Source organism: Micromonospora sp. NPDC047756 (genome assembly GCF_055587245.1).
This window is the reverse complement of the sequence record NZ_JBVJGQ010000005.1, coordinates 21,962-43,951: the sequence shown is the minus strand read 5'-3', so window position 1 is coordinate 43,951 and position 21,990 is coordinate 21,962. Positions and strand designations below refer to the sequence as shown.

The 21,990-nt window shown below is 70.8% G+C and carries 22 protein-coding genes and 1 riboswitch; of the genes, 13 read left to right on the top strand and 9 right to left on the bottom strand.

Features of this window, described 5'->3' with window-relative positions; genetic code table 11:
- Positions 1 to 96 precede the first annotated feature (96 nt).
- Positions 97 to 1,305 (bottom strand): DUF349 domain-containing protein, encoded by a 1,209-nt coding sequence (locus ACZ6NZ_RS16920; RefSeq protein ID WP_465858920.1) that lies wholly within the window; start codon positions 1,303 to 1,305, stop codon positions 97 to 99.
- Between the two features lie 150 nt (positions 1,306 to 1,455).
- Here ACZ6NZ_RS16920 and ACZ6NZ_RS16915 point away from each other — a divergent pair, with 150 nt between their 5' ends.
- Genes ACZ6NZ_RS16915 through dapF form a run of 3 tightly spaced genes read left to right on the top strand, consistent with a single transcriptional unit; the run spans position 1,456 to position 3,985 of the window.
- Entirely contained in the window at positions 1,456 to 2,223 is a 768-nt protein-coding gene (locus ACZ6NZ_RS16915) for a class III extradiol ring-cleavage dioxygenase family protein (protein WP_465858919.1), read from the top strand.
- Positions 2,220 to 3,131, top strand: a complete 912-nt coding sequence (miaA, locus tag ACZ6NZ_RS16910; protein WP_465858918.1) for a tRNA (adenosine(37)-N6)-dimethylallyltransferase MiaA — start codon at positions 2,220 to 2,222, stop codon at positions 3,129 to 3,131. Before ACZ6NZ_RS16915 ends, miaA begins: the two co-directional genes overlap by 4 nt.
- 8 nt (positions 3,132 to 3,139) lie before the next feature.
- Positions 3,140 to 3,985: a diaminopimelate epimerase gene (dapF, locus tag ACZ6NZ_RS16905; RefSeq protein WP_465858917.1), complete on the top strand. Its 846-nt coding sequence runs from the start codon at positions 3,140 to 3,142 to the stop codon at positions 3,983 to 3,985.
- On the opposite strand, the gene ACZ6NZ_RS16900 is transcribed toward dapF, so the two are convergent.
- Positions 3,960 to 4,574 (bottom strand): TetR/AcrR family transcriptional regulator, encoded by a 615-nt coding sequence (locus ACZ6NZ_RS16900; protein WP_465858916.1) that lies wholly within the window; start codon positions 4,572 to 4,574, stop codon positions 3,960 to 3,962. The genes dapF and ACZ6NZ_RS16900 overlap by 26 nt on opposite strands.
- A 77-nt stretch (positions 4,575 to 4,651) precedes the next feature.
- Between ACZ6NZ_RS16900 and ACZ6NZ_RS16895 the strand changes: the two genes are divergently transcribed.
- A complete protein-coding gene (locus ACZ6NZ_RS16895; protein WP_465858915.1) occupies positions 4,652 to 5,554 on the top strand; it encodes an alpha/beta fold hydrolase in 903 nt (300 codons plus the stop codon).
- Positions 5,555 to 5,630: 76 nt separating this feature from the next.
- Here the strand turns inward: ACZ6NZ_RS16895 and ACZ6NZ_RS16890 are convergent, their stop codons facing one another.
- A complete protein-coding gene (locus tag ACZ6NZ_RS16890; RefSeq protein WP_465858914.1) occupies positions 5,631 to 7,097 on the bottom strand; it encodes an NAD-dependent malic enzyme in 1,467 nt (488 codons plus the stop codon).
- A 183-nt stretch (positions 7,098 to 7,280) separates the two neighbouring features.
- Between ACZ6NZ_RS16890 and hflX the strand changes: the two genes are divergently transcribed.
- Together hflX and ACZ6NZ_RS16880 are read left to right on the top strand one after the other, a co-directional pair.
- The gene (gene hflX / locus ACZ6NZ_RS16885; protein WP_366608393.1) at positions 7,281 to 8,735 is read left to right on the top strand and encodes a GTPase HflX; all 1,455 of its coding nucleotides are present in this window, start codon (positions 7,281 to 7,283) and stop codon (positions 8,733 to 8,735) included.
- A 50-nt stretch (positions 8,736 to 8,785) separates the two neighbouring features.
- Positions 8,786 to 10,585 carry a hypothetical protein gene (locus ACZ6NZ_RS16880; RefSeq protein ID WP_465858913.1) on the top strand — a complete coding sequence of 600 codons (1,800 nt, stop codon included), beginning with the start codon at positions 8,786 to 8,788 and terminating at the stop codon, positions 10,583 to 10,585.
- A gap of 73 nt (positions 10,586 to 10,658) precedes the next feature.
- Here the strand turns inward: ACZ6NZ_RS16880 and lexA are convergent, their stop codons facing one another.
- Positions 10,659 to 11,444 carry a transcriptional repressor LexA gene (lexA, locus tag ACZ6NZ_RS16875; protein WP_091400540.1) on the bottom strand — a complete coding sequence of 262 codons (786 nt, stop codon included), beginning with the start codon at positions 11,442 to 11,444 and terminating at the stop codon, positions 10,659 to 10,661.
- Between the two features lie 538 nt (positions 11,445 to 11,982).
- Between lexA and nrdR the strand changes: the two genes are divergently transcribed.
- Complete coding sequence (nrdR, locus tag ACZ6NZ_RS16870; protein WP_366608395.1) at positions 11,983 to 12,483, top strand: transcriptional regulator NrdR; 501 nt, start codon at positions 11,983 to 11,985, stop codon at positions 12,481 to 12,483.
- A gap of 35 nt (positions 12,484 to 12,518) precedes the next feature.
- Complete coding sequence (locus ACZ6NZ_RS16865) at positions 12,519 to 15,428, top strand: vitamin B12-dependent ribonucleotide reductase (RefSeq protein WP_465858912.1); 2,910 nt, start codon at positions 12,519 to 12,521, stop codon at positions 15,426 to 15,428.
- A gap of 284 nt (positions 15,429 to 15,712) precedes the next feature.
- Here ACZ6NZ_RS16865 and ACZ6NZ_RS16860 read toward each other — a convergent pair whose 3' ends face one another.
- From ACZ6NZ_RS16860 to ACZ6NZ_RS16850, 3 genes are all read right to left on the bottom strand, one after another.
- Positions 15,713 to 15,922, bottom strand: a complete 210-nt coding sequence (locus ACZ6NZ_RS16860) for a helix-turn-helix transcriptional regulator (protein WP_465858911.1) — start codon at positions 15,920 to 15,922, stop codon at positions 15,713 to 15,715.
- 118 nt (positions 15,923 to 16,040) lie between these two features.
- Positions 16,041 to 16,211: a DUF397 domain-containing protein gene (locus tag ACZ6NZ_RS16855; RefSeq protein ID WP_354941853.1), complete on the bottom strand. Its 171-nt coding sequence runs from the start codon at positions 16,209 to 16,211 to the stop codon at positions 16,041 to 16,043.
- Positions 16,212 to 16,220: 9 nt separating this feature from the next.
- Positions 16,221 to 17,063 carry a helix-turn-helix domain-containing protein gene (locus ACZ6NZ_RS16850; protein ID WP_465858910.1) on the bottom strand — a complete coding sequence of 281 codons (843 nt, stop codon included), beginning with the start codon at positions 17,061 to 17,063 and terminating at the stop codon, positions 16,221 to 16,223.
- Between the two features lie 142 nt (positions 17,064 to 17,205).
- On the opposite strand from ACZ6NZ_RS16850, the gene ACZ6NZ_RS16845 reads away from it, so the two are divergent.
- The 3 genes from ACZ6NZ_RS16845 to ACZ6NZ_RS16835 all read left to right on the top strand — a co-directional run bounded on the left by ACZ6NZ_RS16845 (position 17,206) and on the right by ACZ6NZ_RS16835 (position 17,964).
- Entirely contained in the window at positions 17,206 to 17,394 is a 189-nt protein-coding gene (locus tag ACZ6NZ_RS16845; RefSeq protein WP_450038996.1) for a hypothetical protein, read from the top strand.
- 172 nt (positions 17,395 to 17,566) lie between these two features.
- Positions 17,567 to 17,785: a hypothetical protein gene (locus tag ACZ6NZ_RS16840; RefSeq protein ID WP_465858909.1), complete on the top strand. Its 219-nt coding sequence runs from the start codon at positions 17,567 to 17,569 to the stop codon at positions 17,783 to 17,785.
- The gene (locus ACZ6NZ_RS16835; protein WP_465858908.1) at positions 17,782 to 17,964 is read left to right on the top strand and encodes a hypothetical protein; all 183 of its coding nucleotides are present in this window, start codon (positions 17,782 to 17,784) and stop codon (positions 17,962 to 17,964) included. The genes ACZ6NZ_RS16840 and ACZ6NZ_RS16835 overlap by 4 nt, the downstream gene beginning before the upstream one ends.
- Before the next feature lie 61 nt (positions 17,965 to 18,025).
- Here ACZ6NZ_RS16835 and ACZ6NZ_RS16830 read toward each other — a convergent pair whose 3' ends face one another.
- The gene (locus ACZ6NZ_RS16830; RefSeq protein ID WP_465858907.1) at positions 18,026 to 18,925 is read right to left on the bottom strand and encodes a bifunctional 5,10-methylenetetrahydrofolate dehydrogenase/5,10-methenyltetrahydrofolate cyclohydrolase; all 900 of its coding nucleotides are present in this window, start codon (positions 18,923 to 18,925) and stop codon (positions 18,026 to 18,028) included.
- 13 nt (positions 18,926 to 18,938) lie between these two features.
- A riboswitch (ZMP/ZTP riboswitch) is annotated at positions 18,939 to 19,021 on the bottom strand.
- Between the two features lie 218 nt (positions 19,022 to 19,239).
- On the opposite strand from ACZ6NZ_RS16830, the gene ACZ6NZ_RS16825 reads away from it, so the two are divergent.
- On the top strand, positions 19,240 to 19,809 hold the full coding sequence (locus ACZ6NZ_RS16825; protein ID WP_465858906.1) for an RNA polymerase sigma factor: 570 nt from the start codon (positions 19,240 to 19,242) through the stop codon (positions 19,807 to 19,809).
- A gap of 10 nt (positions 19,810 to 19,819) precedes the next feature.
- Positions 19,820 to 20,791, top strand: coding sequence for a CU044_5270 family protein (locus ACZ6NZ_RS16820; RefSeq protein ID WP_465858905.1), 972 nt, complete (start codon positions 19,820 to 19,822; stop codon positions 20,789 to 20,791).
- 25 nt (positions 20,792 to 20,816) lie between these two features.
- On the opposite strand, the gene ACZ6NZ_RS16815 is transcribed toward ACZ6NZ_RS16820, so the two are convergent.
- Positions 20,817 to 21,929 carry an FAD-dependent monooxygenase gene (locus ACZ6NZ_RS16815; RefSeq protein WP_465858904.1) on the bottom strand — a complete coding sequence of 371 codons (1,113 nt, stop codon included), beginning with the start codon at positions 21,927 to 21,929 and terminating at the stop codon, positions 20,817 to 20,819.
- Positions 21,930 to 21,990: the final 61 nt, after the last annotated feature.

Genomic DNA, 21,990 nt, shown 5'->3' with positions numbered 1-21,990 from the left:
GGCGCGGGCGCGGAGGGGGTTCGGGGGTGCGGAGGCCGGGGACACGCGGGAGCCCCCGGTCCCGTAGGGGGACCGGGGGCTCCGGACGTCGTCAGCTCAGCCGGCCTGCTCAGCGAGTTGAAGGAACTGCCGCTTGGAGGCGAGGGCCTGCTCGGCCTCCTTGATCCGGCGGGCGTCCCCGGCGCTCTGCGCCCGGGCCAGCCGATCCTCGGCCTCCGCCACCTGCGCCCGCATCTGGGCGAGCAGCGGGTTGTCCTCCTTGGTGGTGCGGCGCCACGCCGAGTCCATCACGTCACGGACCTTGTCGTCGATGACACGCAGTCGACGCTCCAGCCCGGCGGCCGCCTCGCGGGGCACCCGGCCGGCCTCGTGCCACTGGGCCTGGATCTCGCGCAGCTTGGCCTGGGCGCCCTTCGGGTCGGCGTCGATGTCCAGCGCCTCGGCCTCGGCGAGCAGGGCCTGCTTGCGCTCCAGGTTGCCGCGCTGCTCGTTGTCCCGTGCGGAGAAGACCTCGCTGCGCCGGCTGAAGAAGGCGTCCTGCGCACCCCGGAACCGTTCCCAGAGCTTCTGCTCGGCCTCCTTGGAGGCGCGCGGGGCGGCCTTCCACTGGGTCATCAGGTCCTTGAGCTGGTTCGCGGTGGCGGCCCAGTCGGTGGAGTCCGCGAGCTTCTCCGCTTCGGCGACCAACTCCTCCTTGGCGGTCTGGGCCTGCTTGCGCTGCGAGTCGAGGGAGGCGAAGTGGGCGCCGCGGCGGCGGGTGAAGCCGTCCCGGGCGGCGGCGAACCGCTTCCACAGCTCACCGTCGGCCTTCTTGTCGACCCCGCGGATGGTCTTCCACTCGTCGAGGATCTCCTTGAGCCGGTCGCCGGCGGTCTTCCACCCGGTGGATTCGGCGGCCAGCTTCTCGGCTTCCTCGACCAGCGCCGTCTTGCGGGCCAGGGCCTCGCCTCGGGCGGCGTCCCGGGCGGCGCGCGCTTCGCCGGCCTTCTCCTCGGCGAGGGTGGCCAGCTTGTCCAGGCGGGTGGCGAGCGCGTCGATGTCGCCGACCACGTTGGCCTCGGGCAGCGTGGCCCGGATCCGCCGGATCGTGCTCAGGGAGTGCCCGGCGTCCGCCGCACCCGACTTGAGTCGCGCCTCGGTCAGGTCCACCTCGGTCACCAGGTCGGCGAAGCGTCGAGCGAAGTGTGCCAGGCCCTCCTCCGGTGCTCCCGCCTGCCAGGATCCGACCACCCGCTCTCCCTCGGTGGTCTTGACGTACACGGTGCCGTCCGCGTCCACCCGTCCGAAGGCAGTCCAGTCGCTCATGTGCCCATCCTCGTTCTCCCGGCGTCGAGGGATCGATCCCCCGTCGCCGCCACGGCGCAGCCAAGTTGCTTCCGGCATTGTCACAGGTCTGACCCGGTCCGCGTCGAGCGCCTATCGCCGACCGTGACCATACGGTGTCCTAGGGGCCGAATGACCGGATCGGCGCGGAGACGCACCGGGGATTCCCGCTACGGTGGACGGGTGCCACTGGTCGCCGCCGCCGTCTGCCCGCATCCGCCCCTGCTCGTGCCCGAGGTGGCGGGCTCCGCGGCCCCGGAGTTGGACGCTCTGCGGGCGGCCTGTGACACCGCCGTACGCCGGCTGTTGGTCACCGATCCGGACATTGTGGTGCTGGTCGGCACCGGTCCGGTGACCGGGCCGATCCGCACCCCGGCGACCGGTTCCCTGCAGCCGTGGGGTGTCGACCTGTACGTGCCGATGGTGGTGGGCCAACCGGACCGGGGCGGGGTGCTGCCGTTGAGCCTGACCATCGGCGCCTGGTTGCTGGCCCGTCACGACACTCGACCACCGGTGACGGCCGTGCAGGTGGCCGCCGACGCCGGTCCGGCCGAGCTGGCCGCGCTCGCCGACCAGGTCGGTGCCGCCGGTGACCGGGTGGCGTCGCTGGTGCTCGGGGACGGGTCGGCCTGCCGCGGGGAGAAAGCACCCGGGTACGACGACGCGCGTGCCCTCCCGTACGACCAGGGGGTTGCCCGAGCGCTGGCCGACGCGGACCTGGATGCCCTGCTCGACCTGGACCCGGTGGTGTCGACGGAGCTGAAGGCCGCCGGTCGGGCCCCCTGGCAGGTGCTGGCGGGCGCGGCCCGCGCGGCCGGTGGTGGGTGGCGTGGCGAGTTGCTGCACGACGCCGCTCCCTATGGGGTGGCGTACTTCGTGGCGTCCTGGGAGCGGGCGTGACCGGCCTGGTCGTCGCTGTGGTCGGCCCGACCGCGGCCGGCAAGTCCGCGCTGAGCATCGCGTTGGCCCATGCCCTGGACGGGGAGGTGGTCAACGCCGACTCGATGCAGCTCTACCGGGGCATGGACATCGGCACGGCGAAGCTGACCCTCGCCGAGCGGGACGGGGTGCCGCATCACCTGCTGGACGTCTGGGAGGTCACCGAGCCGGCGAGCGTCGCGGAGTACCAGCGGCTGGCCCGCGCGGCGGTGGACGACATCCTGTCGCGGGGGCGGGTGCCGCTGCTGGTCGGTGGCTCCGGGCTGTACGTGCGGGCGGTGCTGGAGCGCTTCGAGTTCCCCGGCACGGACGCGACGCTGCGGGAGCGGTTGGAACGCGAGTTGGCCGAGGTCGGCCCGGCCCCGCTGTACGCACGGCTGCGCGCCGCCGACCCGGTCGCCGCCGAGAGCATCCTGCCGGCCAACGGCCGGCGGATCGTGCGGGCCCTGGAGGTGATCGAGCTGACCGGTGCGCCGTTCACCGCCTCGCTGCCGCAGCCCACGCCGTACTACCCGTCGGTGCAGCTCGGCGTCGACCTGGACACCGGTCTGCTGGACGAGCGGATCGCGCTGCGGGTCGACCGGATGTGGGCCGACGGCCTGGTGGCCGAGACGCGTGAGCTGGTCGGGCGAGGGCTGCCCGCGGGGCGGACGGCGAGTCGGGCGCTCGGCTACCAGCAGGTGCTGCGGATGCTCGCCGGTGAGCTGACCGAGGCGCAGGCGCACGACGAGACGGTCCGGGCGACCCGGCGTTTCGTCCGCCGGCAACGGTCCTGGTTCCGCCGCGACCCGCGGATCCAGTGGCTGGACTCGACGGAACCGGACCTGATCGGGGCCGCCCTGCGTCTGGTGCCGGCTGCTGCGCGATGATGATGGGTGTGGAGTTCACCAAGGGCCACGGCACCGGCAACGACTTCGTCCTCCTTCCCGACCCGGACGGTCAGCTCGACCTGACCCCGGAGCTGGTCGCGGCGCTCTGCGACCGGCGCCGCGGCATCGGCGCGGACGGTGTGCTGCGGGTGGTTCGCGCGGCCAAGCATCCGGACGGCGCGGGTCTGGCCGGCGAGGCCGAGTGGTTCATGGACTACTGGAACGCCGACGGCTCGTTCGCCGAGATGTGCGGCAACGGCGCTCGGGTCTTCGTTCGCTACCTGCTCGACACCGGGTTGGCCACGCCCGCCGGCGCGGCGTTGCCGGTGGCCACCCGGGCCGGCGTCGTGCGCGCGCTGGTCGAGGGCGACGCCGTGTCCGTCGAGATGCGCAGACCCCAGGTGTACGACGAGTCGGCGGCCACCCTCGGCGGGCTGACCCTGACCGGCGCGGTGGTGGACGTCGGCAACCCGCACCTGGTCTGCGTCCTGCCGGCCGGCGTGGAGCTGTCGGCGCTGGACCTGACCAGGGCCCCCGGGTTCGACCCGGCGGTCTTCCCGAGCGGGGTGAACGTCGAGTTCATCGTGGCGGGCGACCCGGTCGACGGCACCGACGGGCACAGCCTGATGCGGGTGTACGAGCGCGGTAGCGCCGAGACCCTCTCCTGCGGCACCGGCGCCTGCGCGGTGGGCGCGGTGGCCCTGCGCAACGCCGGCCGGGACACCGGCGTGGTCGCCGTCGACGTGCCCGGTGGCCGCCTGACGGTGACCGTCACCGAGACCTCCTGCTGGCTCTCCGGCCCCGCCGTCCTGGTAGCCACCGGCAAGATCAGCCTGCCCGCGCTGGCGGTGTGAACACCCGGTCGAGGTGGTAGGTCAGGATCGCCAGCGCGCTCGCCCCGTCGCGTTGACCGCCGAGCACGCTGGAGCCCAGCCCGTTGGTCAGCGCCAGCAGCCCGGCGGCGACCACGTCGCAGTTCAGCTCCGGGTCGACGGTCCCGTCCTGCTGTGCCTGCCGGAGCTGTCCGGCGAGCAGCCGTTCGAGCTTGTCGGGGTACGTGGTGCCGTGCCGTTCGGCGAGGTCCGGCTCGGTGAACACCAGCGCGTAGTAGCCGGTGTAGGCCCTGGTGAGCTGGTGGCTCTCGGGGTCCGTCGGGAGGATGGCGGAGAGGGTGCCGACGACGACGGTGCGCGGGGTGACCGGACCGAGGGCCCGAATCCGTGCCTCGACGCGGGCGGTCAGCTGCTCGCCGAGATAGCCGAGCGCGGTCAAGAGCAGCTCGTCCTTGGTGTGGAAGTAGTACTGCACGAGCCGTAGAGACACCCCGGCCTCGGCGGCCACCTCCCGCATGCTCGCGGACTGCAGTCCCCGGCTGCTGGCGATCCGCAGCAGCGCGTCGCCGATCTGCCGACGCCGTTGCTCATGGTCGACGCGCTTGGGCACGGTGCACTCCGTCCTGTTCCGTCAGCGGGTTTTGATGGTACGTTCGTATCATCAAAACTCCAGGGGACGGAGTCATCGTGACAGTCGCACGGATCGGCGAGTTCACCAGCGATCGCGCCCGCGTCCGGTTTCTTGACGCCTACGAGCGGACCCAGCAGCGGGTGTGGCCCGCCGATGCGGTCGCCGTCGACCTGCCGACGAGCTTCGGACGCACCCGGGTCTACCGATTCGGGGCCGGCGCCGCAACGCCGTTCGTGCTGCTGCCCGGTGCCGGCGGCAACGCCCTGAGTTGGCACCCGCACGTGCGCCGTCTCGGGCGGGACCGGCAGGTGATCGCCGTCGACCCGGTCGGCGAGCCGGGCTGCTCCGTGCAGTCGCTGCCCCTCGACGGCGGCCGGGACTGGGCTCGTTGGCTGTCCGAGGTCCTCGACGGGATGGGCGTGGACCGGGCGTACCTCGTCGGCTCGTCGTTCGGCGGTTGGGTGGGCGTGCAGTACTCGCGGCACGCACCCGGCCGGGTGGCTGGCCTTGTCCTCCTCGACCCGGCCGGCTTCGGCAGGGTCAACGGCCGGTTCCTCGCCTGGGTGGTGCTGGGCGGCCTGGTCGGCCTCGCCCCCGCCCCGGTCCGCCGCGGCGCGGCCCGGATGCTGCGCAACGCGACCCTGCGTGACGACGATCTGATGGGGCTGGTCCGCGCCACCTTCGGCTTCCGCCGCCGGCACCCGGTCCCACCGGCGCTCACCGACGACGAGCTGCGTGACCTCGCGGTGCCGGTGCTGGCGCTGCTCGGCGAGCACAGCCAGCTGTACGACGCCCGGTCCGTTGCCGACCGGATCACCAGCCTGGTCCCGGGCGCCCGGTCGGAGGTCGTCCCCGGCGCGGGTCACGACCTGCCGCTGAGTCACCCGGACCTGATCGTCGACCGCGCCGCCGCCTTCGCAACCACCACCCAACCCCCCGCTTCCGCCCCCGAAAGTTGATCAAGAGGTTTGCGTCAGAATCAGCGCGATTCCTGACGCAAACCTTTTGATCAACAACAAGGTGGCGGGTGGGGGTTTACGGGGTGGCGCTGGCGTTGGCGGCGATCTCGGGGAGGTCGGCGGGGCCGGGGTCGGCGGCCGGCAGCGGGCTGGGGTTGTGCGCGGCGGCGCGGACGGCGGCGGCGACCGCCGGGGCGACCCGGGAGTCGAAGACGCTCGGCACGATCACCGTCGGATTGATCTTCTCTTCGCCGACCACGTCCGCGATGGCGCGGGCGGCCGCGATGGCCATCTCCTCGGTGAACTCCTCGGCGTGCGCGTCGAGCATGCCGCGGAACACGCCCGGGAAGGCGAGCACGTTGTTGATCTGGTTCGGCTGGTCCGAGCGGCCGGTGGCGACCACCGCGGCGTGCTTGCGCGCCTCCCGCGGGTCGACCTCCGGGTCGGGGTTGGCCAGCGCGAAGACGATCGAGTCCTTCGCCATCTGGGCGATGTCGTCGCCGGTGAGCAGGTTCGGGGCGCTGACCCCGATGAACACGTCGGCGCCCTGGATCGCTCCGGGCAGGTCCCCGGAGTAGTTCTCCTTGTTGGTGTTTTCCGCCAGCCACTGCCACGCCGAGTTGAGCCCGGTCAGCCCGCGGTGCAGGGCGCCCTCCCGGTCGTACGCGATGATGTCGCCGACGCCCTGGCGCAGCAGCAGCTTCATGATCGCGGTGCCGGCCGCGCCGGCTCCGGAGACGACCACCTTGACGTCCGCGAGTTGCTTGCCCACCACGCGCAGCGCGTTGGTCAGCGCGGCCAGCACGCAGATCGCGGTGCCGTGCTGGTCGTCGTGGAAGACCGGGATGTCCAGCGCCTCGCGCAGCCGGGCCTCGATCTCGAAGCAGCGTGGCGCGGCGATGTCCTCCAGGTTGATGCCGCCGTAGGCCGGCGCGATCGCCTTGACGATCTGCACGATCTCGTCGGTGTCCTGGGTGTCCAGCACCACCGGCCAGGCGTCCACCCCGCCGAAGCGCTTGAACAGCGCGGCCTTGCCCTCCATCACCGGCAGCGACGCGGCCGGGCCGAGGTTGCCCAGGCCGAGCACGGCCGAGCCGTCGCTGACCACCGCGACGGTGTTGCGCTTGATGGTCAGCCGCCGGGCATCGGCCGGGTTCTCGGCGATCGCCATGCAGACCCGGGCCACCCCCGGGGTGTACGCGCGGGACAGCTCGTCACGGTTGCGCAGCGCGACCTTCGAGGTCACCTCGATCTTGCCGCCCAGGTGCAGCAGGAAGGTCCGGTCCGACACCTTGCGCACGTCCACGCCGTCCAGCGCGGTCAGCGCCTCGACCACCTGGTCGGCGTGACCGGCGTCGGCGGTGTCGCAGGTCAGGTCGACGATCACGTGGGTCGGGTCCGAGTCCACCACGTCCAGCGCCGTGACGATCGCCCCGGCCTCGCCGACGGAGGTGGTGAGCCGGCCGATCGAGGAGGCGTCCGCGGTCACGGCGATCCGGATCGTGATCGAAAATCCGGCGCTGGGCAGTCGGGTGATGGCCACGGGATCCCTCCGTAACGGCTGTGCGGCCGGTCGGCCGCCGCCCGCATTTCTACCGGGTTGTCGCGGCCGACCAGCATTCGCCCCCACTTTTGGCGACCTTCACCATGGGCATATAGCAGGTGCGTTCGGCGTTGTGTCATGTCAGGATTACGTTCTACTTATCAAAACGGACAGGAGAACCGCTTGCGAGACCAGGAGAGCTTTGTCCCCGTCGAGGACGAGCTCGACGACGTCACCACCGGCGAGATGGAGCTGTCGGAGCGGCAGTCCCTCCGACGCGTCCCGGGCCTGTCAACCGAGCTCACCGACGTCACCGAGGTGGAATACCGCCAGCTGCGGCTGGAGCGGGTCGTCCTGGTTGGCGTCTGGACCGAAGGCACCGTCACCGACGCGGAAAACTCGCTGACCGAGCTCGCCGCGCTGGCCGAAACCGCCGGTTCGCAGGTGCTCGAAGGGCTCATCCAACGGCGTACCCGACCCGACCCGGCCACGTACATCGGCCGCGGCAAGGTCGACGATCTTGGCGCGGTGGTGCTCTCCACCGGCGCCGACACGGTCATCTGTGACGGTGAGCTGTCCCCGTCGCAGCTGCGCAACCTGGAGCAGCGCACCAAGGTCAAGGTTGTCGACCGCACCGCGCTGATCCTCGACATCTTCGCCCAGCACGCCAAGAGCAAGGAAGGCAAGGCGCAGGTCGAGCTGGCCCAGCTCGAATACCTGCTGCCCCGACTGCGCGGTTGGGGTGAGACGCTCTCCCGGCAGACCGGTGGTTCGGGCCGGGGTGGTGGCGCCGGCGGCGGTGTGGGTGTCCGTGGTCCCGGTGAGACCAAGCTGGAGACCGACCGGCGGCGCATCCGGCACCGCATCTCCCGGCTGCGTCGCGAGATCAAGAGCATGAAGACGGTACGCGTGACCAAGCGTTCCCGCCGTTCCCGTAACGCCGTTCCCGCGGTCGCCATCGCCGGCTACACCAACGCCGGCAAGTCCAGCCTGCTCAACCGGTTGACCGGCGCGGGCGTGCTGGTGGAGAACGCGCTGTTCGCCACGCTGGACCCGACGACCCGCAAGGCCACCGCCTCGGACGGGCGGCTCTACACCCTCTCCGACACCGTCGGCTTCGTCCGACACCTCCCGCACCAGATCGTCGAGGCGTTCCGCTCGACGCTGGAGGAGGTCGCGGAGGCAGATCTGGTGGTGCACGTCGTGGACGGCACCCACCCGGATCCGGAGGAGCAGGTCCGGGCGGTCCACACCGTGCTCGCCGAGGTCAGCGCGGACCGGCTCCCCGAGCTGTTGGTGGTCAACAAGACCGACGCCGCGGACGAGGACACTCTGCTGCGGCTCAAGCGGCTCTGGCCGGACGCGATCTTCGTGTCCGCGCACTCCGGGCGGGGCATGGACGAGCTGCGCGCGGCGATCGAGGAGCGGCTGCCGAGTCCGGCCGTCGAGGTCCGGGCCGTGCTGCCGTACGACCGGGGTGACCTGGTAGCTCGGGCACACCGTACGGGTGAGGTGCTCAGCACGTCGCACCTGCCGGAGGGCACTCTGCTGCACGTCCGTGTCGGCGCGGAGCTGGCGGCGGAGCTGACAGCCTTCGACGTGGAGCGGCAGGGGCAGGCGGCCGGCAGCCGATCCTGAGCGGCCCCGGCGTCATCCACCGGAAACGCGCGGCATGCGACACTGGCCGAATGCGCCGCGTTGTTTCCTCGGTCACGGTTGCCCTCGGCCTGCTCGGGGCAACCGTGGCGCTCGCCGGAGTCGCCGCAGCGGCTCCCGCCCCTGGGTCGTCCGGGCCGCCCGCCGCCAAGGCCGGCCAGAAGCGGTGCACGATCACCGACGAGCGCCTACGGGAGCTGTCCGGGCTGGTCGCCACCAAGAGTGGCTACATCGTCATCAACGATGGCACCGAGGTCGCGGAGCGCAAGCGGGTCTTCTTCCTCGACAGCAAGTGCAAGATCTCGAAGGAGCCGGTCCGCTACTCGGGGCAGGGTCCGTTCGACACCGAGGATCTCGCCCTGTCCAAGGACGGCAAGACCGTCTGGATCGCCGACACCGGTGACAACCCCGACTCGAAGGAGCGCCGCAGTCGCGTCGCGCTCTGGTCGATGCCGGTCACCGGCGCCAAGCAGCCGACGCTGCACCGGCTCTCCTACCCCGAGGGCAAACCGCACGACGCTGAGGCGCTGCTCATCGGCGACGACGGGAAACCGCTGATCATCACCAAGGTGACCAGCGGCAAGGCCGAGATCTACACGCCGTCGGCGGCCCTCAAGAGCGGCGACACCGAGCCGGTGCCGATGCGTAAGGCCGGCGAGCTCACGCTGCCGAAGACCCAGACGGAGAACACCCTCAACACGTTCGGCCGGGTCGCCATCACCGGCGCGTCCCGGGCACCGGACGGCTCCCGGGTGGTTCTGCGCACGTACGCCGACGCCTTCGAGTTCGACGTGACCGGTGGCGACATCGTGGGTGCGCTCACCACCGGCAAGCCGCGGGTGACGCCGCTGGCCGACCCTTTCGGCGAGGCCATCAGCTACACCCCGGACGGAAAGTCGTTCGTCACCGTCTCCGACGCGGGCCGGTTCAGCGAGGACGAGCCGATCGACATCCTCGGCTACGCCCCGTCGACGTCGACGGCCGCGCCACTGGCCGCCGAGGACGGTGCCAGACCGGCCGCCTCGAAGTCCTGGACCGACGGGCTGAGCCTCGACGACATCACGTACCTGGTGGGGGCGGTCGGGCTGATCGGCCTGGTGTTGGTCGCCGCCGGAATCTTCGGCATCGTTCGCGCCCGCCGTCGGCCGCCGACCGCTGACGCGTCCGACCCGTCGGAGCCGGACGATGAGCCGTTCGGCCCGCGTGCGGGCCGTGCCGTTGACGGGTTCCCGGCCGACGACGACCGCAGAGGTGGTGTGTACGGGGGCGGAGCGCCGGCCGGCGGCGCGGTCTACGGCGGTGGCGCTGGCCGCGGTGGCCCGGCCCCGGCAGGTGGTGCTGGTCGCGGTGGCGCAGCCCCGGCGGGTGGCGCTGGTCGGGGCGGGGCGGCCCCGGCGGGTGGCGCGGTGTACGGCGGTGGCCGGCCGGCCTCGGCTGACGGTGGCTATGGTGCGCCCCGACCCGACGGCGGCGGTGCTGGCGTTTACGGCGGCGGCGGTCGTCCCCCGGCCGGCGGTGGTGGTCGTCCGCCCGCTGGCAGTGGTGGTCGTCCGCCGGCTGGTGGCGGTGGTCGCCCGCAGGGTGGCAGTGGCGGTCGTCCGCAGGGTAGTGGCGGTGGCCGTCCGCAGGGTGGCGGTGGCCGTTCTGGCGGTGGCGTGTACGGCGGCGGTGACGGCGGTCAGCCCGGTCGTGCGGAGCCGCCCCGGCGCGGTGGGCAGGAGCCCGACTACCGGGGCCAGCGGCCCAGCCGGCGGCGTGACGAGGACGCGCCCGTCGACCCGTACGGGCAGTATCCCGGGGGCGGTCGCGGCCCCCGTGGCGACCGTTACTGATCGGGCGCTGTAGCGCTCGGCTTGCCTGACGAGCGGTGCGGGTGAGCGCCGGTGGCACCCACCCGCCGATCGGTCAGATCCGGCGGAGCACCGCCACGACCCGGCCCATGATGGTGGCGTCATCGCCGGGGATCGGGTCGAAGGCGGGGTTCTGCGGCATCAGCCAGACGTGCCCGTCGCGCCGCCGGTAGGTCTTCACTGTCGCCTCGCCGTCGAGCATCGCGGCCACGATCTCGCCGGAGTCGGCGGTCGGCTGCTGCCGGACCACCACCCAGTCGCCGTCGCAGATCGCCGCGTCGAGCATCGAGTCGCCCTTGACCTGGAGCATGAAGACCTCGCCCTCACCCACCAGCTCGCGGGGGAGCGGGAAGATGTCCTCCACGGCCTGCTCGGCGAGGATCGGCCCACCGGCGGCGATCCGGCCGAGCATGGGCACGTACGCCGGGGTGGGCCGCTGCGCCCTCGACAGCTCGTCGTCGATCGCCTCGCTGGGGGCCCGTACGTCCACTGCGCGCGGCCGGTTCGGGTCGCGGCGCAGGAAGCCCTTCTTCTCCAGCTCCTTGAGCTGGTAGGCGACGCTGGACGGCGACACCAGGCCGACCGCCTCGCCGATCTCGCGGACGCTCGGCGGGTAGCCGTGGCGTTCCACCCACGTGCGGATGAACTCCAGGATGCGCCGTTGGCGGGCGGTCAGGTCGACCGTCGCCGGGTCGGGGAAGGCGCTGACCACCGGGGTGACCGGGCGCACGGCGGGCTGACCCGTCCGGCTGCGCGCGGCGCTGCGGCGTCGGGTGGCCGGGGGGCCCGCCTCGGTGATCTGCTGCGGGCTCTTCGGCCGGCTGGCCCGGTCCTCGGTCACGTCCGTCCTCCCTGGTCGGCGCTGGGTGCCTCGTCGGCTCGTGGTGCGTGCGGTGGTGCCACGTTGTTCATGACCGTATAGGTGAGATCAGTCATTTTCAAACATCTGTACGACCTCTCACCGGCGTGTCGGGGTGAAAAAGCGCTCCGGTCGTACGGATGTTCTGATAAATGGTACGTCAGGTAGCACTGGTGTTCGATCCTGCATCATCTTCCGGCGGTGTCCGGCCGGCTGGCCGGTAACCCGGGCGGCATCGTGACGTTGGGTCTTCGGGCGTTGTGCGGTGCGTTGATGACCGGATGGTCCGTGACGCGCCGGACACGCCGACCAACTTGACCCGGCATCCGCAGCGACATACGGTCGACCCCTAGATGTAGTAGTGACACGGGCGTAAGTTGCCTACAGGTTGGGTCTGACTACCGACCGCACTCCCGTAAGGTTCACCACGGCGGGCGCTGTGAGCGCATCACACCGCCGTGGTGAGTCGTGCCCGGGTGTGCCCGGTACGACGCGGTTGATCACGATTAGGAGGTGGGCGATGCGGTGTCCGTACTGCCGGCACGCTGACTCCCGGGTGGTCGACTCGCGGGAGGCCGACGACGGTCAGCTCATTCGACGGCGGCGGTCCTGCCCGGAGTGCGGCAAGCGGTTCACCACCGTCGAGGAGGCGGTCCTCGCTGTCGTCAAGCGCAGCGGGGTGACCGAGCCGTTCAGTCGCACGAAGATCATCGGCGGGGTGCGTAAGGCGTGCCAGGGCCGGCCGGTGGACGACGACTCCCTCGCGCTGCTCGCGCAGCGGGTGGAGGAGTCGGTCCGGGCCAAGGGGGCCGCCGAGATCCCCAGCCACGACGTGGGCCTGGCGATCCTGGGTCCGCTCCGCGACCTGGACGAGATCGCCTACCTGCGGTTCGCCAGCGTCTACCGCTCGTTCGACTCGCTCGCCGACTTCGAGCGCGAGATCGAGACGTTGCGGGCCGCGGCGCGAGCCCGGGAGCAGGGCCGGGCCGATGCGGTGGAAACCGCCGGCCGTACCAACTGAGTCTTCACGGTTTTCAGAAGAGATTGGGACGCGCGGTGGGGCACCGCGCAGACGAGGGGGGCGACGGCGTGACAACTAGCCGTTCACGAAACAAGGCAGGCGCGGGGCTGAAGATCGAGCGGGTGTGGACGACCGAGGGGGTCCACCCGTACGACGAGCTCTCCTGGGAGCGCCGTGACGTCGTGATGACGAACTGGCGGGACGGCTCGATCAACTTCGAGCAGCGTGGGGTGGAGTTCCCGGAGTCGTGGAGCGTCAACGCCGCGAACATCGTCACCACCAAGTACTTCCGGGGAGCGGTGGGGACCCCGGAGCGCGAGTGGTCGCTCCGGCAGCTGATCGACCGGGTGGTCACCACCTACCGCACCGCTGGTGAGGAGTACGGCTACTTCGCGAGCCCGGCCGACGCCGAGATCTTCGCGCACGAGCTGACCTGGATGCTGCTGAACCAGGTGTTCAGCTTCAACTCGCCGGTCTGGTTCAACGTCGGCACGCCGTCGCCGCAGCAGGTCAGCGCCTGCTTCATCCTGGCCGTCGACGACTCGATGGACTCGATCCTCGACTGGTACAAGGAGGAGGGGCTGATCTTCAAGGGCGGCTCCGGCTCCGGGGTCAACCTGTCGCGCATCCGTTCGTCCCGTGAGCTGCTCTCCTCCGGCGGCAACGCCTCCGGCCCGGTCAGCTTCATGCGCGGCGCGGACGCCTCCGCCGGCACCATCAAGTCCGGCGGCGCGACCCGCCGGGCGGCCAAGATGGTCATCATCGACGTGGACCACCCGGACATCCAGGAGTTCGTGGTCACGAAGGCGCGCGAGGAGGACAAGATCCGCGCGCTGCGGGACGCCGGGTTCGACATGGACCTCGGTGGCTCCGACATCGTCAGCGTGCAGTACCAGAACGCCAACAACTCGGTCCGGGTCTCCGACGAGTTCATGTCGGCGGTCGAGAACGGCAAGGGTTTCGACCTGCGCGGCCGGCTGGACGGCTCGGTGATCGAGACCGTCGACGCCAAGAACCTGTTCCGCTCCATCTCCCAGGCAGCCTGGGAGTGCGCCGACCCCGGTCTGCAGTACGACGACACGATCAACGACTGGCACACCTGCCCGGAGACCGGGCGGATCACCGCGTCGAACCCGTGCTCGGAGTACCTGCACCTGGACAACTCCTCGTGCAACCTGGCGTCGCTCAACCTGATGAAGTTCCTCCGCGCCGACGGTGGCTTCGAGGTGGAGAAGTTCGTCAAGTCCGTCGAGTTCGTCATCACCGCGATGGACATCTCGATCTGCTTCGCGGACTTCCCGACCGAGAAGATCGGTGAGACGTCCCGCGCCTACCGGCAGCTCGGCATCGGCTACGCCAACCTGGGCGCCCTGCTGATGGCCTCCGGCCTGCCGTACGACTCGGAGCAGGGCCGCTCGGTCGCCGCGTCGATCACGTCGCTGATGACCGGCACCGCCTACCGCCGTTCCGCCGAGCTGGCCGGCGTCGTCGGCCCGTACGACGGCTACGCCCGCAACGCGGAGCCGCACAAGCGGGTCATGCGCAAGCACGCCGCGGCCAACGACGAGATCAAGCCGACCAGCCCGGTGGCCACCGCGATCGTCCGCGAGGCGACCAAGCAGTGGACCCAGGGCAACAAGATCGGCGACAAGAATGGGTGGCGCAACGCGCAGGCCAGCGTGCTCGCCCCGACCGGCACCATCGGCTTCATGATGGACTGCGACACGACCGGCGTGGAGCCGGACCTGGCGCTGGTCAAGTTCAAGAAGCTCGTCGGCGGCGGCTCGATGCAGATCGTCAACCAGACGGTGCCGCGTGCCCTGCGCAGCCTCGGCTACCCCGAGGAGCAGGTCGAGGCGATCGTCGAGCACATCGCCGACCACGGCCACGTGGTGGACGCCCCCGGCCTCAAGCCGGAGCACTACCCGGTCTTCGACTGCGCCATGGGGGAGCGGACCATCGCCCCGATGGGTCACGTGCGGATGATGGCGGCCATCCAGCCGTTCGTCTCCGGCGCGATCTCCAAGACGGTCAACATGCCGGAGGCGGCCACCGTCGAGGACGTCGAGAAGATCTACTTCGAGGGCTGGAAGCTCGGCCTCAAGGCGCTGGCGATCTACCGGGACAACTGCAAGGTCGGCCAGCCGCTGTCGGTGGCCAAATCCAACAAGGCCACCGAGACGGCCGCCGTCGAGACCGCAACGGCAGCGCCGGCCGCGGTCGAGAAGGTCATCGAGTACCGGCCGGTGCGGAAGCGCCTGCCGAAGAAGCGCCCGTCCGAGACGGTCAGCTTCTCCGTCGGTGGCGCCGAGGGCTACCTGACCGCGTCGTCCTACCCGGACGACGGCCTCGGCGAGGTCTTCCTGAAGATGTCCAAGCAGGGCTCGACCCTGGCCGGCGTGATGGACGCCTTCTCGGTGGCCATCAGCATCGGCCTCCAGTACGGCGTGCCGCTGGAGACGTTCGTCAGCAAGTTCACCAACATGCGCTTCGAGCCGGCCGGCATGACCGACGACCCGGACGTGCGGATGGCCGCCTCGGTGATGGACTACATCTTCCGTCGCCTGGCACTGGACTTCCTGCCCTACGAGCGCCGCGCCGAGCTGGGCATCTTCACCGCGTCGGAGCGGGCCGCCCAGCTGCGCGCCGAGGCCGACGCGGAGGCCGCCGCCGCCGTCACCGGTGCCGACCTCACCGCGATGGCGTCGTCCGCGCCGGTGGAGACCCCGGCCAAGCCGGAGGCGCTCGCCCAGCCGGCCCAGGAGATGGCCGACGTGGCCGCCGCCAAGCCGGCTCCGAGCGTGGGTTCCAGCACCGAACTGCTGGAGGCCGTGATCGGCAAGGCCGCCGACGCGCCGCTCTGCTTCACCTGCGGTACGAAGATGCGCCCCGCCGGTAGCTGCTACGTCTGCGAGGGCTGCGGCTCCACCAGCGGCTGCAGCTGACGTACGCGAAACTCGGCGCTGCCCCGATCTCCGTGCTGGAGGTCGGGGCAGCGCCGTCTCCAGGAAGCGGACCCCGGTGTTGCCATGATCAGGTGATGAAAAATAGGTGTCAGGGGCCTTCTTCTACCTACTTTTCATCACCTGATCACCAAAGGTCGAGAGGTGGTTTGACAAGGCTCGCCACCACCAGCTGTGCCGCTTGCCAGCCTTCGGAATCGACGGGAGCGTGGAGCGCAGCTCAACAACGACGGTGCCGTACCGGTCGCAGGCGTAGGCGCAACGGGTCAGCGGTCGTCGTCGCCCTCGGTTGGACGAGGCGGGCGGTTGTGCTTCGCCCACTCGTCAACCTCGTCCGCGTCCCAGATGGTCGTCCCGATCAGGCGGGCCATCGGTTCAGGGAAGCCGGGTCGGCGGGTGATCTGGAGTACCCGTTGCCGCGACACGTTGAACAGGGCGGCCAACTCGCCAGGCCCGTACAAGCGCGGTCGCCTCACAGCCTGATCGTAGGTGCGCGCTGGGCTGCGCTGGGGCCGGTGTCGCTGGAACCGCGACAGCAACGAGTGGGGCGGCAACTTCGACACATCCACCGCCGGGCGGTGAGGTTTCCGCTTGCTAGCGCTTCAATTCGGAGAGAAACGTCGACCAGGCCGCGGCGTCGAATCGAAGAGTTGGGCCGAGTTCGTCCTTGCTGTCTCGGACCTGTGCCGCTAGCCCGTCACGCCTGACCTCGACACAGGCGCCGTTGCCGCCACTGCGGGTGCTCTTGCGCCACTGCGAGTCCACTGCCGCCTCCTACATGTCGGGCCCGGCATCCTGAATCGCCTTGATCATCGCGATTGAGTCGCTGGGAGACAAGGCCGAGGCGCGCAGGCTGTTGAAGACCACGGTACAGCGCCTCACATCGTCACCTTCCGCGTAGAGGTCGCCCGTGATGCCCTCGATGTAGACGACTCCGGGTCCGCCCGCGAAGTTGAGGATGTGGAAGCTCGACACCATTGAGGCGTAGGCGCCCGCCCGGAACGGGATGACCTGAAGGGTGACGTTCCACCGCTTGCTGGCTTCGAGCAGTGTGGTCAGTTGTTCAGCCATGACGGCCGCTCCGCCAATTTGTCGGTGCAGTACCGCCTCGTCGAGCACGGCCAACAGTCGCAGCTTCCCTGTCGCGATCAGCTCTTGGCGTTGCATTCGGACGGCAACTCGACGCTCGACCGCCTCGGGTGAGGGCTCCAGTGCGTCCTCGCTGGTCAAGGCACGGGCGTAGTCCTCTGTTTGAAGCAGCCCCGGGACGACCAGCGTCTCAAAGTTGTGTACCTCTTCGGCCGCCGACTCCAGGCCGATGTACTGGCGGTACGACGACGGAAGATCGCCGTACTTGGCCCACCAGCCGCGCTGTTTGCCTGTCTTCGCCATCGACAGGAGCGTGTCGCGCAGCTCGGCATCGGTGACGCCGTATCGATCAAGCAGGGCGTTGAGCGCGGGCGCCTTGATACCAACGCGCCCGGCCTCGATGCGTCGGAGCGTGCTCGCCGAGACCTCGATGACGTCGGCAGCCTGTTCGGCCGTGACGCTGGCCTCTTCGCGGACCCGGCGGAGCTGTGCACCGAGCTGGAAGCGAACGAAGGTCGGACTCTCCATGGCGGTCATTGTGGGCCAACGCTGCCGCCCAGGATCACCAGACACGCCCAAGCGCTATGACCCATGGTCGTTGACCACCTAAACATGCGCGCGCAAAATGGGCGGGCAATCGCGTGTCCGAGGTGGACCGTCGGGAGGTCTGATGCCGGATCGGGTGCCGTACGACGACTACCTGCTGGCGGTGGCGCTGACCCTGGCTCGGCGGCATCGGCCGGTCTGGTCGTGGCGACGGTGGCGGTGGGTCTGCCGCTGTGGAGCTGACCTGCCGTGCCGAGCCCGGCACCGCATCCCGATCCGGCGAGGCCACTGGCCAGGGGAGGAGCAGGAGTGACCGAGGATGAGGTCGGACGGGTCTTGTTCGTGCACCTTCCCGGCGTTGAGAGGCTCTGCGCCGGCTGTCGCTGGTGGTGGGCACGGTTGTCCCCGTACCCCTGTTATCAGGCGGAGTGGGCCACGCGCCTGCACGCCCGGGTCGCCACCCGGCGCTTTCTGGATGGTCTGTCGTGACCACCCACGGCCCGGTTCTTCCGGTGTGGACCTGCGGCGGCTGCGCCGCGCCCTGGCCCTGCCGGACTCGGCGCACGGAGCTGCATGCCGAGTTCGAGGGCGCACCCGTGTCGTTGGGTCTCTACATGGGGTCCTACCTGGTCTGGGCGGCCGAGGATCTGACCTGGGTGCCTGCCGGGTTGCTGCACCGGCGTTTCCTGGGCTGGGTCCGGTGAGTCTGATCCGGCGGGGCGATGAGCGGTTCCACTACAGCGACAACTCGCACAAGTGGATCCCGCCGAACCCGGACTACGACCAGGAGGTCTGGAACGAGATGGTCCGCCAGCACCAGCTCCAGCACCTGGAGGAGATCTCCAGCCGCAGGAGGCCGCCTCGATCAAGTGATGAGAAGTAGGTCTGAAGATGGCCCTGGGACCTACTTTTCATCACTTGATCTTCGAGTCGGGCGGACCGGGCTACTGGTTTGCTCGTTCGGCGGCGCGGACGGCGTTGCGGAACAGCATCGCGACGGTGGTCGGGCCGACGCCGCCGACCCGGGGGGTGATCGCGCCGGCGACCTCGGCGCACGCCTCGTCCACGTCCGGTAGGAGGCGCCGCCCGTCGTAGCGGACGCCGGCGCCGATGACGACCGCGCCGGGCTTGACGTGCTCAGGCTTCACGATCCCGGGTACGCCGGCGGCGGCGACGAGGATGTCGGCGCGGCGGGTGTAGCGGGCCCAGTCGGGCACCCCGGTGTGGACGACGGTGACGGCGGCGTTGGCGGTCGGGCGCTTCTGGGCGAGCAGCATCGCCAAGGGGCGGCCGAGGGTGGCACCTCGGCCGAGGATGACGACCTCACGGCCGGCGACGGGGATCTCGTAGTACGCCAGGAGAGCTTCGATGCCGGCGGGGGTGCACGGCAGCGGGCCGGGCAGGCCGACGGCGAGACGCCCCATGTTCAGTGGGTGCATGCCGTCGACGTCCTTGTCCGGGTCGATGGTCTGCAACGCCGCGTCGTAGTCCAGATGCCCCGGCACGGGGTACTGCACCAGCAGCCCGTGCACGTTCGGGTCGGTGTTGAATCGGGCGATGGCCTGGTGCAGCTCGGTCTGGGTGGTGGTGGCCGGCAGATGCACGTGCGGGGAGGCGAACCCGAGCGCGGCAGCCTGGCGCTGCTTGATGGCGATGTAGCCGGCGCTGGCGTCGTCGTCGCCGACGAGGATGGTGGCGAGGCTCGGTGTGATCCCGCGGTTGCGCAGCCGGGCGGCTGCGGCGGCGGTCTCGGCCAGGACGGCCTCGGCGACGGGTGCACCGGGCAGGAGCCGGGCCACGCCCGATGGGGTGTGGTGCTCGGCGGATGGGCTGGTCGTGGTCATGACGGTTCCTCGACGCAGGCGCCCAGGCGGTCGACGCCCGCGAGAGGCTCCCCGATGGTTGTGACCATCCCCGTGCCGCCAGTCGCCGGTGCCTCGATCATGCCCCATCACCAGGGCAACTGCCCAGTTGGACCAGCAGCGCCGCTCGAAGCGGTGCCGCCGACGGAGCCGGTCGGGCTCAGTCGGATTGGCTTCGACCTGCGCGGGATCGGTGGTGTCGTGCACCACGCCGTCACCCTACGGCCGGATGTCCGGTAACACTCGTGCTCCGCCGGACGAAGAAGGGGTGTGAAGGCTACGAGGGAGGACGGCCTGTGAATGAGCCGAGCCGAGCCGATGATGACATCTCTGGCATCGGGACCGATCCGGTGGCCTTCGAGGTCTTCTACCGCCGGCACCTGGAGGCGGTGGGCCGGTTCGTGGCGCGGCGGGTCGACGACCCGCACCTCGCCGCCGACCTCACCGCCGACGTGTTCCTGGCGGTGATCGAGTCGGCGGCCGGCTACCGGCCGAACCGGGGCAGCCAGATCGGCTGGTTGTACGGGGTGGCCCGCAACGTCATCGGCGACGAGCGGCGTCGGGCGGCCCAACGGCTGCGGGTGACCGGCCGGCTGGCCGGCCGACGGGACCTCGGCCCCGATGACATCGCCCGCATCGAGGAGCGGATCGACGCCGAGTCGGCGGCCCGCGGCACCTACCGGGCGTTGAGCGCACTGCCCGAGGGCACCCGCACGCTCGTCGAACTCGTCGCAGTGGACGGCCTCACCGTCGCGGAGGCGGCCACCGTGCTCGGGGTGTCGCCGGTCGCCGCCCGGGTCCGCCTGCACCGTGCCCGCCGCGTCGTCCGCGCTGTGCTCGCCCGCCCGGTCACCACCCTCGCCTGAGGAGACGGAGATGACGATGAACGAGACCGAACGGTCGCCGCAGATTTTCGAGGAGCGACTCCTGCGGGATCTGACCGCCCACGTCGCCCAGCGGGCCGAGCTGGCGTCGGCGGCCCGTCCCGCCGAACGCCGTACCCGATTCGTGCGCGGTTGGCGCCTCGCCGGTGCGGCCGCGTTGGCGCTGACGCTGACCACCGGTGCGCTGGCGGTCCAGACCATGCGGCTTGGGGACCAGCCGCCGCCCACGGCCAGCGCGTCGGAGATCTTCCACCTGGCTGCCGACGCCGCCCGACAACAGCCGGAACTCACCGCCCGACCCGATCAGTACGTCTTCACGGAGACCCTGGCGACGATTCGGGACCGGCCGGCCAGTGGCCCGTACCGGACCATTCGGAACCAACTGTGGCAGTCGGCCGGTGGTGTGGCGTACACGCAGGCACGGTACCGGTCGGAGGCTGATCCGAACGGGTGGGGCGAGCTGACCGAGCTTCGCATCGACGATCCCGGCGATCCCGAGAAGGAGCTCGACGCATTCCAGTCGCCGGCGTACCACGGCGACCTGCCCACCGACCCGGACGAGCTGCTTCGCTACCTTCGGGAGCACCCGATCGACCTGCACCTGCCCGAGGGAGCCGACGAGGAGGCCGTCTACGGGGACGAGAGCATGGCGTACACCACGGCCTGGTCGATGCTCCACGGCTACGTGCCGCCCCGCGCGCTCGCGGCGCTGTACGAGGTGCTGGCCCGGCAGCCCGGGGCGACGGTCATCTCCGCCGACGTGGTGGACGCCGCCGGCCGGCACGGGGTGGCGATCCGGATGCCCGGGGTGATCGGTGGAAACATGGACCTCATCTTCGATCGGGACTCCCACGTCTACCTCGGCACCCGCAACTCGGTGATTCGCAACGGCAAGGAGTCACTGGAGTCGGCTGCCGCGCTCCTGCGGATCGCCATCGTCGACCGGCCGGGCCAGCAGCCGTGAGCGGCGACGAAGTCGTCCCGGCCGGTCAGGGCTGGGCGAACAGCGGGCCGTAGTTCGAGCGGAACATCTGCTCGCCCAGGCGACGCATCACCACGTCGCGCAGCGCGGGCGGGAGCCCGGTGGCCCTGTCCCGGCGGTGGGTCTGGCCGAGCACCCAGTCCGTACGCGGGCGGCGCCGCGCCTCGAAGGACTGCAGGGCGTCGGTGACGGTGTCGGCGCTTGCCAACGACGACGCGAGCACGACCGCGTCCTCCAGCGCCATCGCCGCGCCCTGCGCCATGTTCGGTGAGGTGGCGTGGGCGGCGTCGCCGATCAGCAGCACCGGCCCCCGGGACCAGGAGTCGAGCACGACCTCCTGGTTCGGCCCGGCGTGCAGGGTGCTGTCGTCGTGGTCGAGGGCCTTGAGCATGGTGGCCACCGGCTCGGTGAACGTCTCGGCCAGCTCGTCGCGCCAGCCGGGCCGGTCGGCCACCGGGCCGTCGTTGTAATAGCAGTACGTCTGCTCGGCGCTGATCGGAATGGTCAGGAACTGCCTGCCGCGCCCCAACTGCACCGACCAGACCGGTTCGTCGTCGACGCGGGTAGCGACCCACCGGTACGCGTACTGGCCGAGGTCGCGGGCCGCCTGACCGTCGAAGGCGAGCCGGCGGACCGTCGAGTTCACCCCGTCCGCGCCGAGCACCAGGTCGTACCGTTCGGTGGCACCGTCGTCGAACTCGACGGTGACCTGGTCGCCGTCCGCGAGGAGCGCGACCGGTTGGCGGCCCCAGCGGACCGGGGTGTCGCCGACGCCCGCGAGCAGCGCCCGGTGCAGTTGTGCCCGAGGCAGCGAGACGCACGGCCCGACGCCCCGCCACAGCGCGGCCACGTCGATGTCGAAGAGGCGACGCCCGCGCTGGTTGGCGCTGCGCTGCCGGGTGATCTCCACGGAGACGTCGGCGACCGGCTCCCGCAGACCGAGTACGTCGAGCATCCGGGTGGCGTTGCCGGTCAGGTAGATGCCGGTGCCGGAGTCGGTCGGCCCGGATGCCCGCTCGACCACGTCGACAGTGGCACCCCACCCGCGCAGCGCGGCGACCGTCGCCAGCCCGGCGACACCTCCGCCGACGATCAGTACCCGGACGCCGTCACCCCGCACGACACATTCCTCCCCGTTGCCCCTGCGCGACCCCGCTGAGCTGCTGCTCAACGGGTCAGCC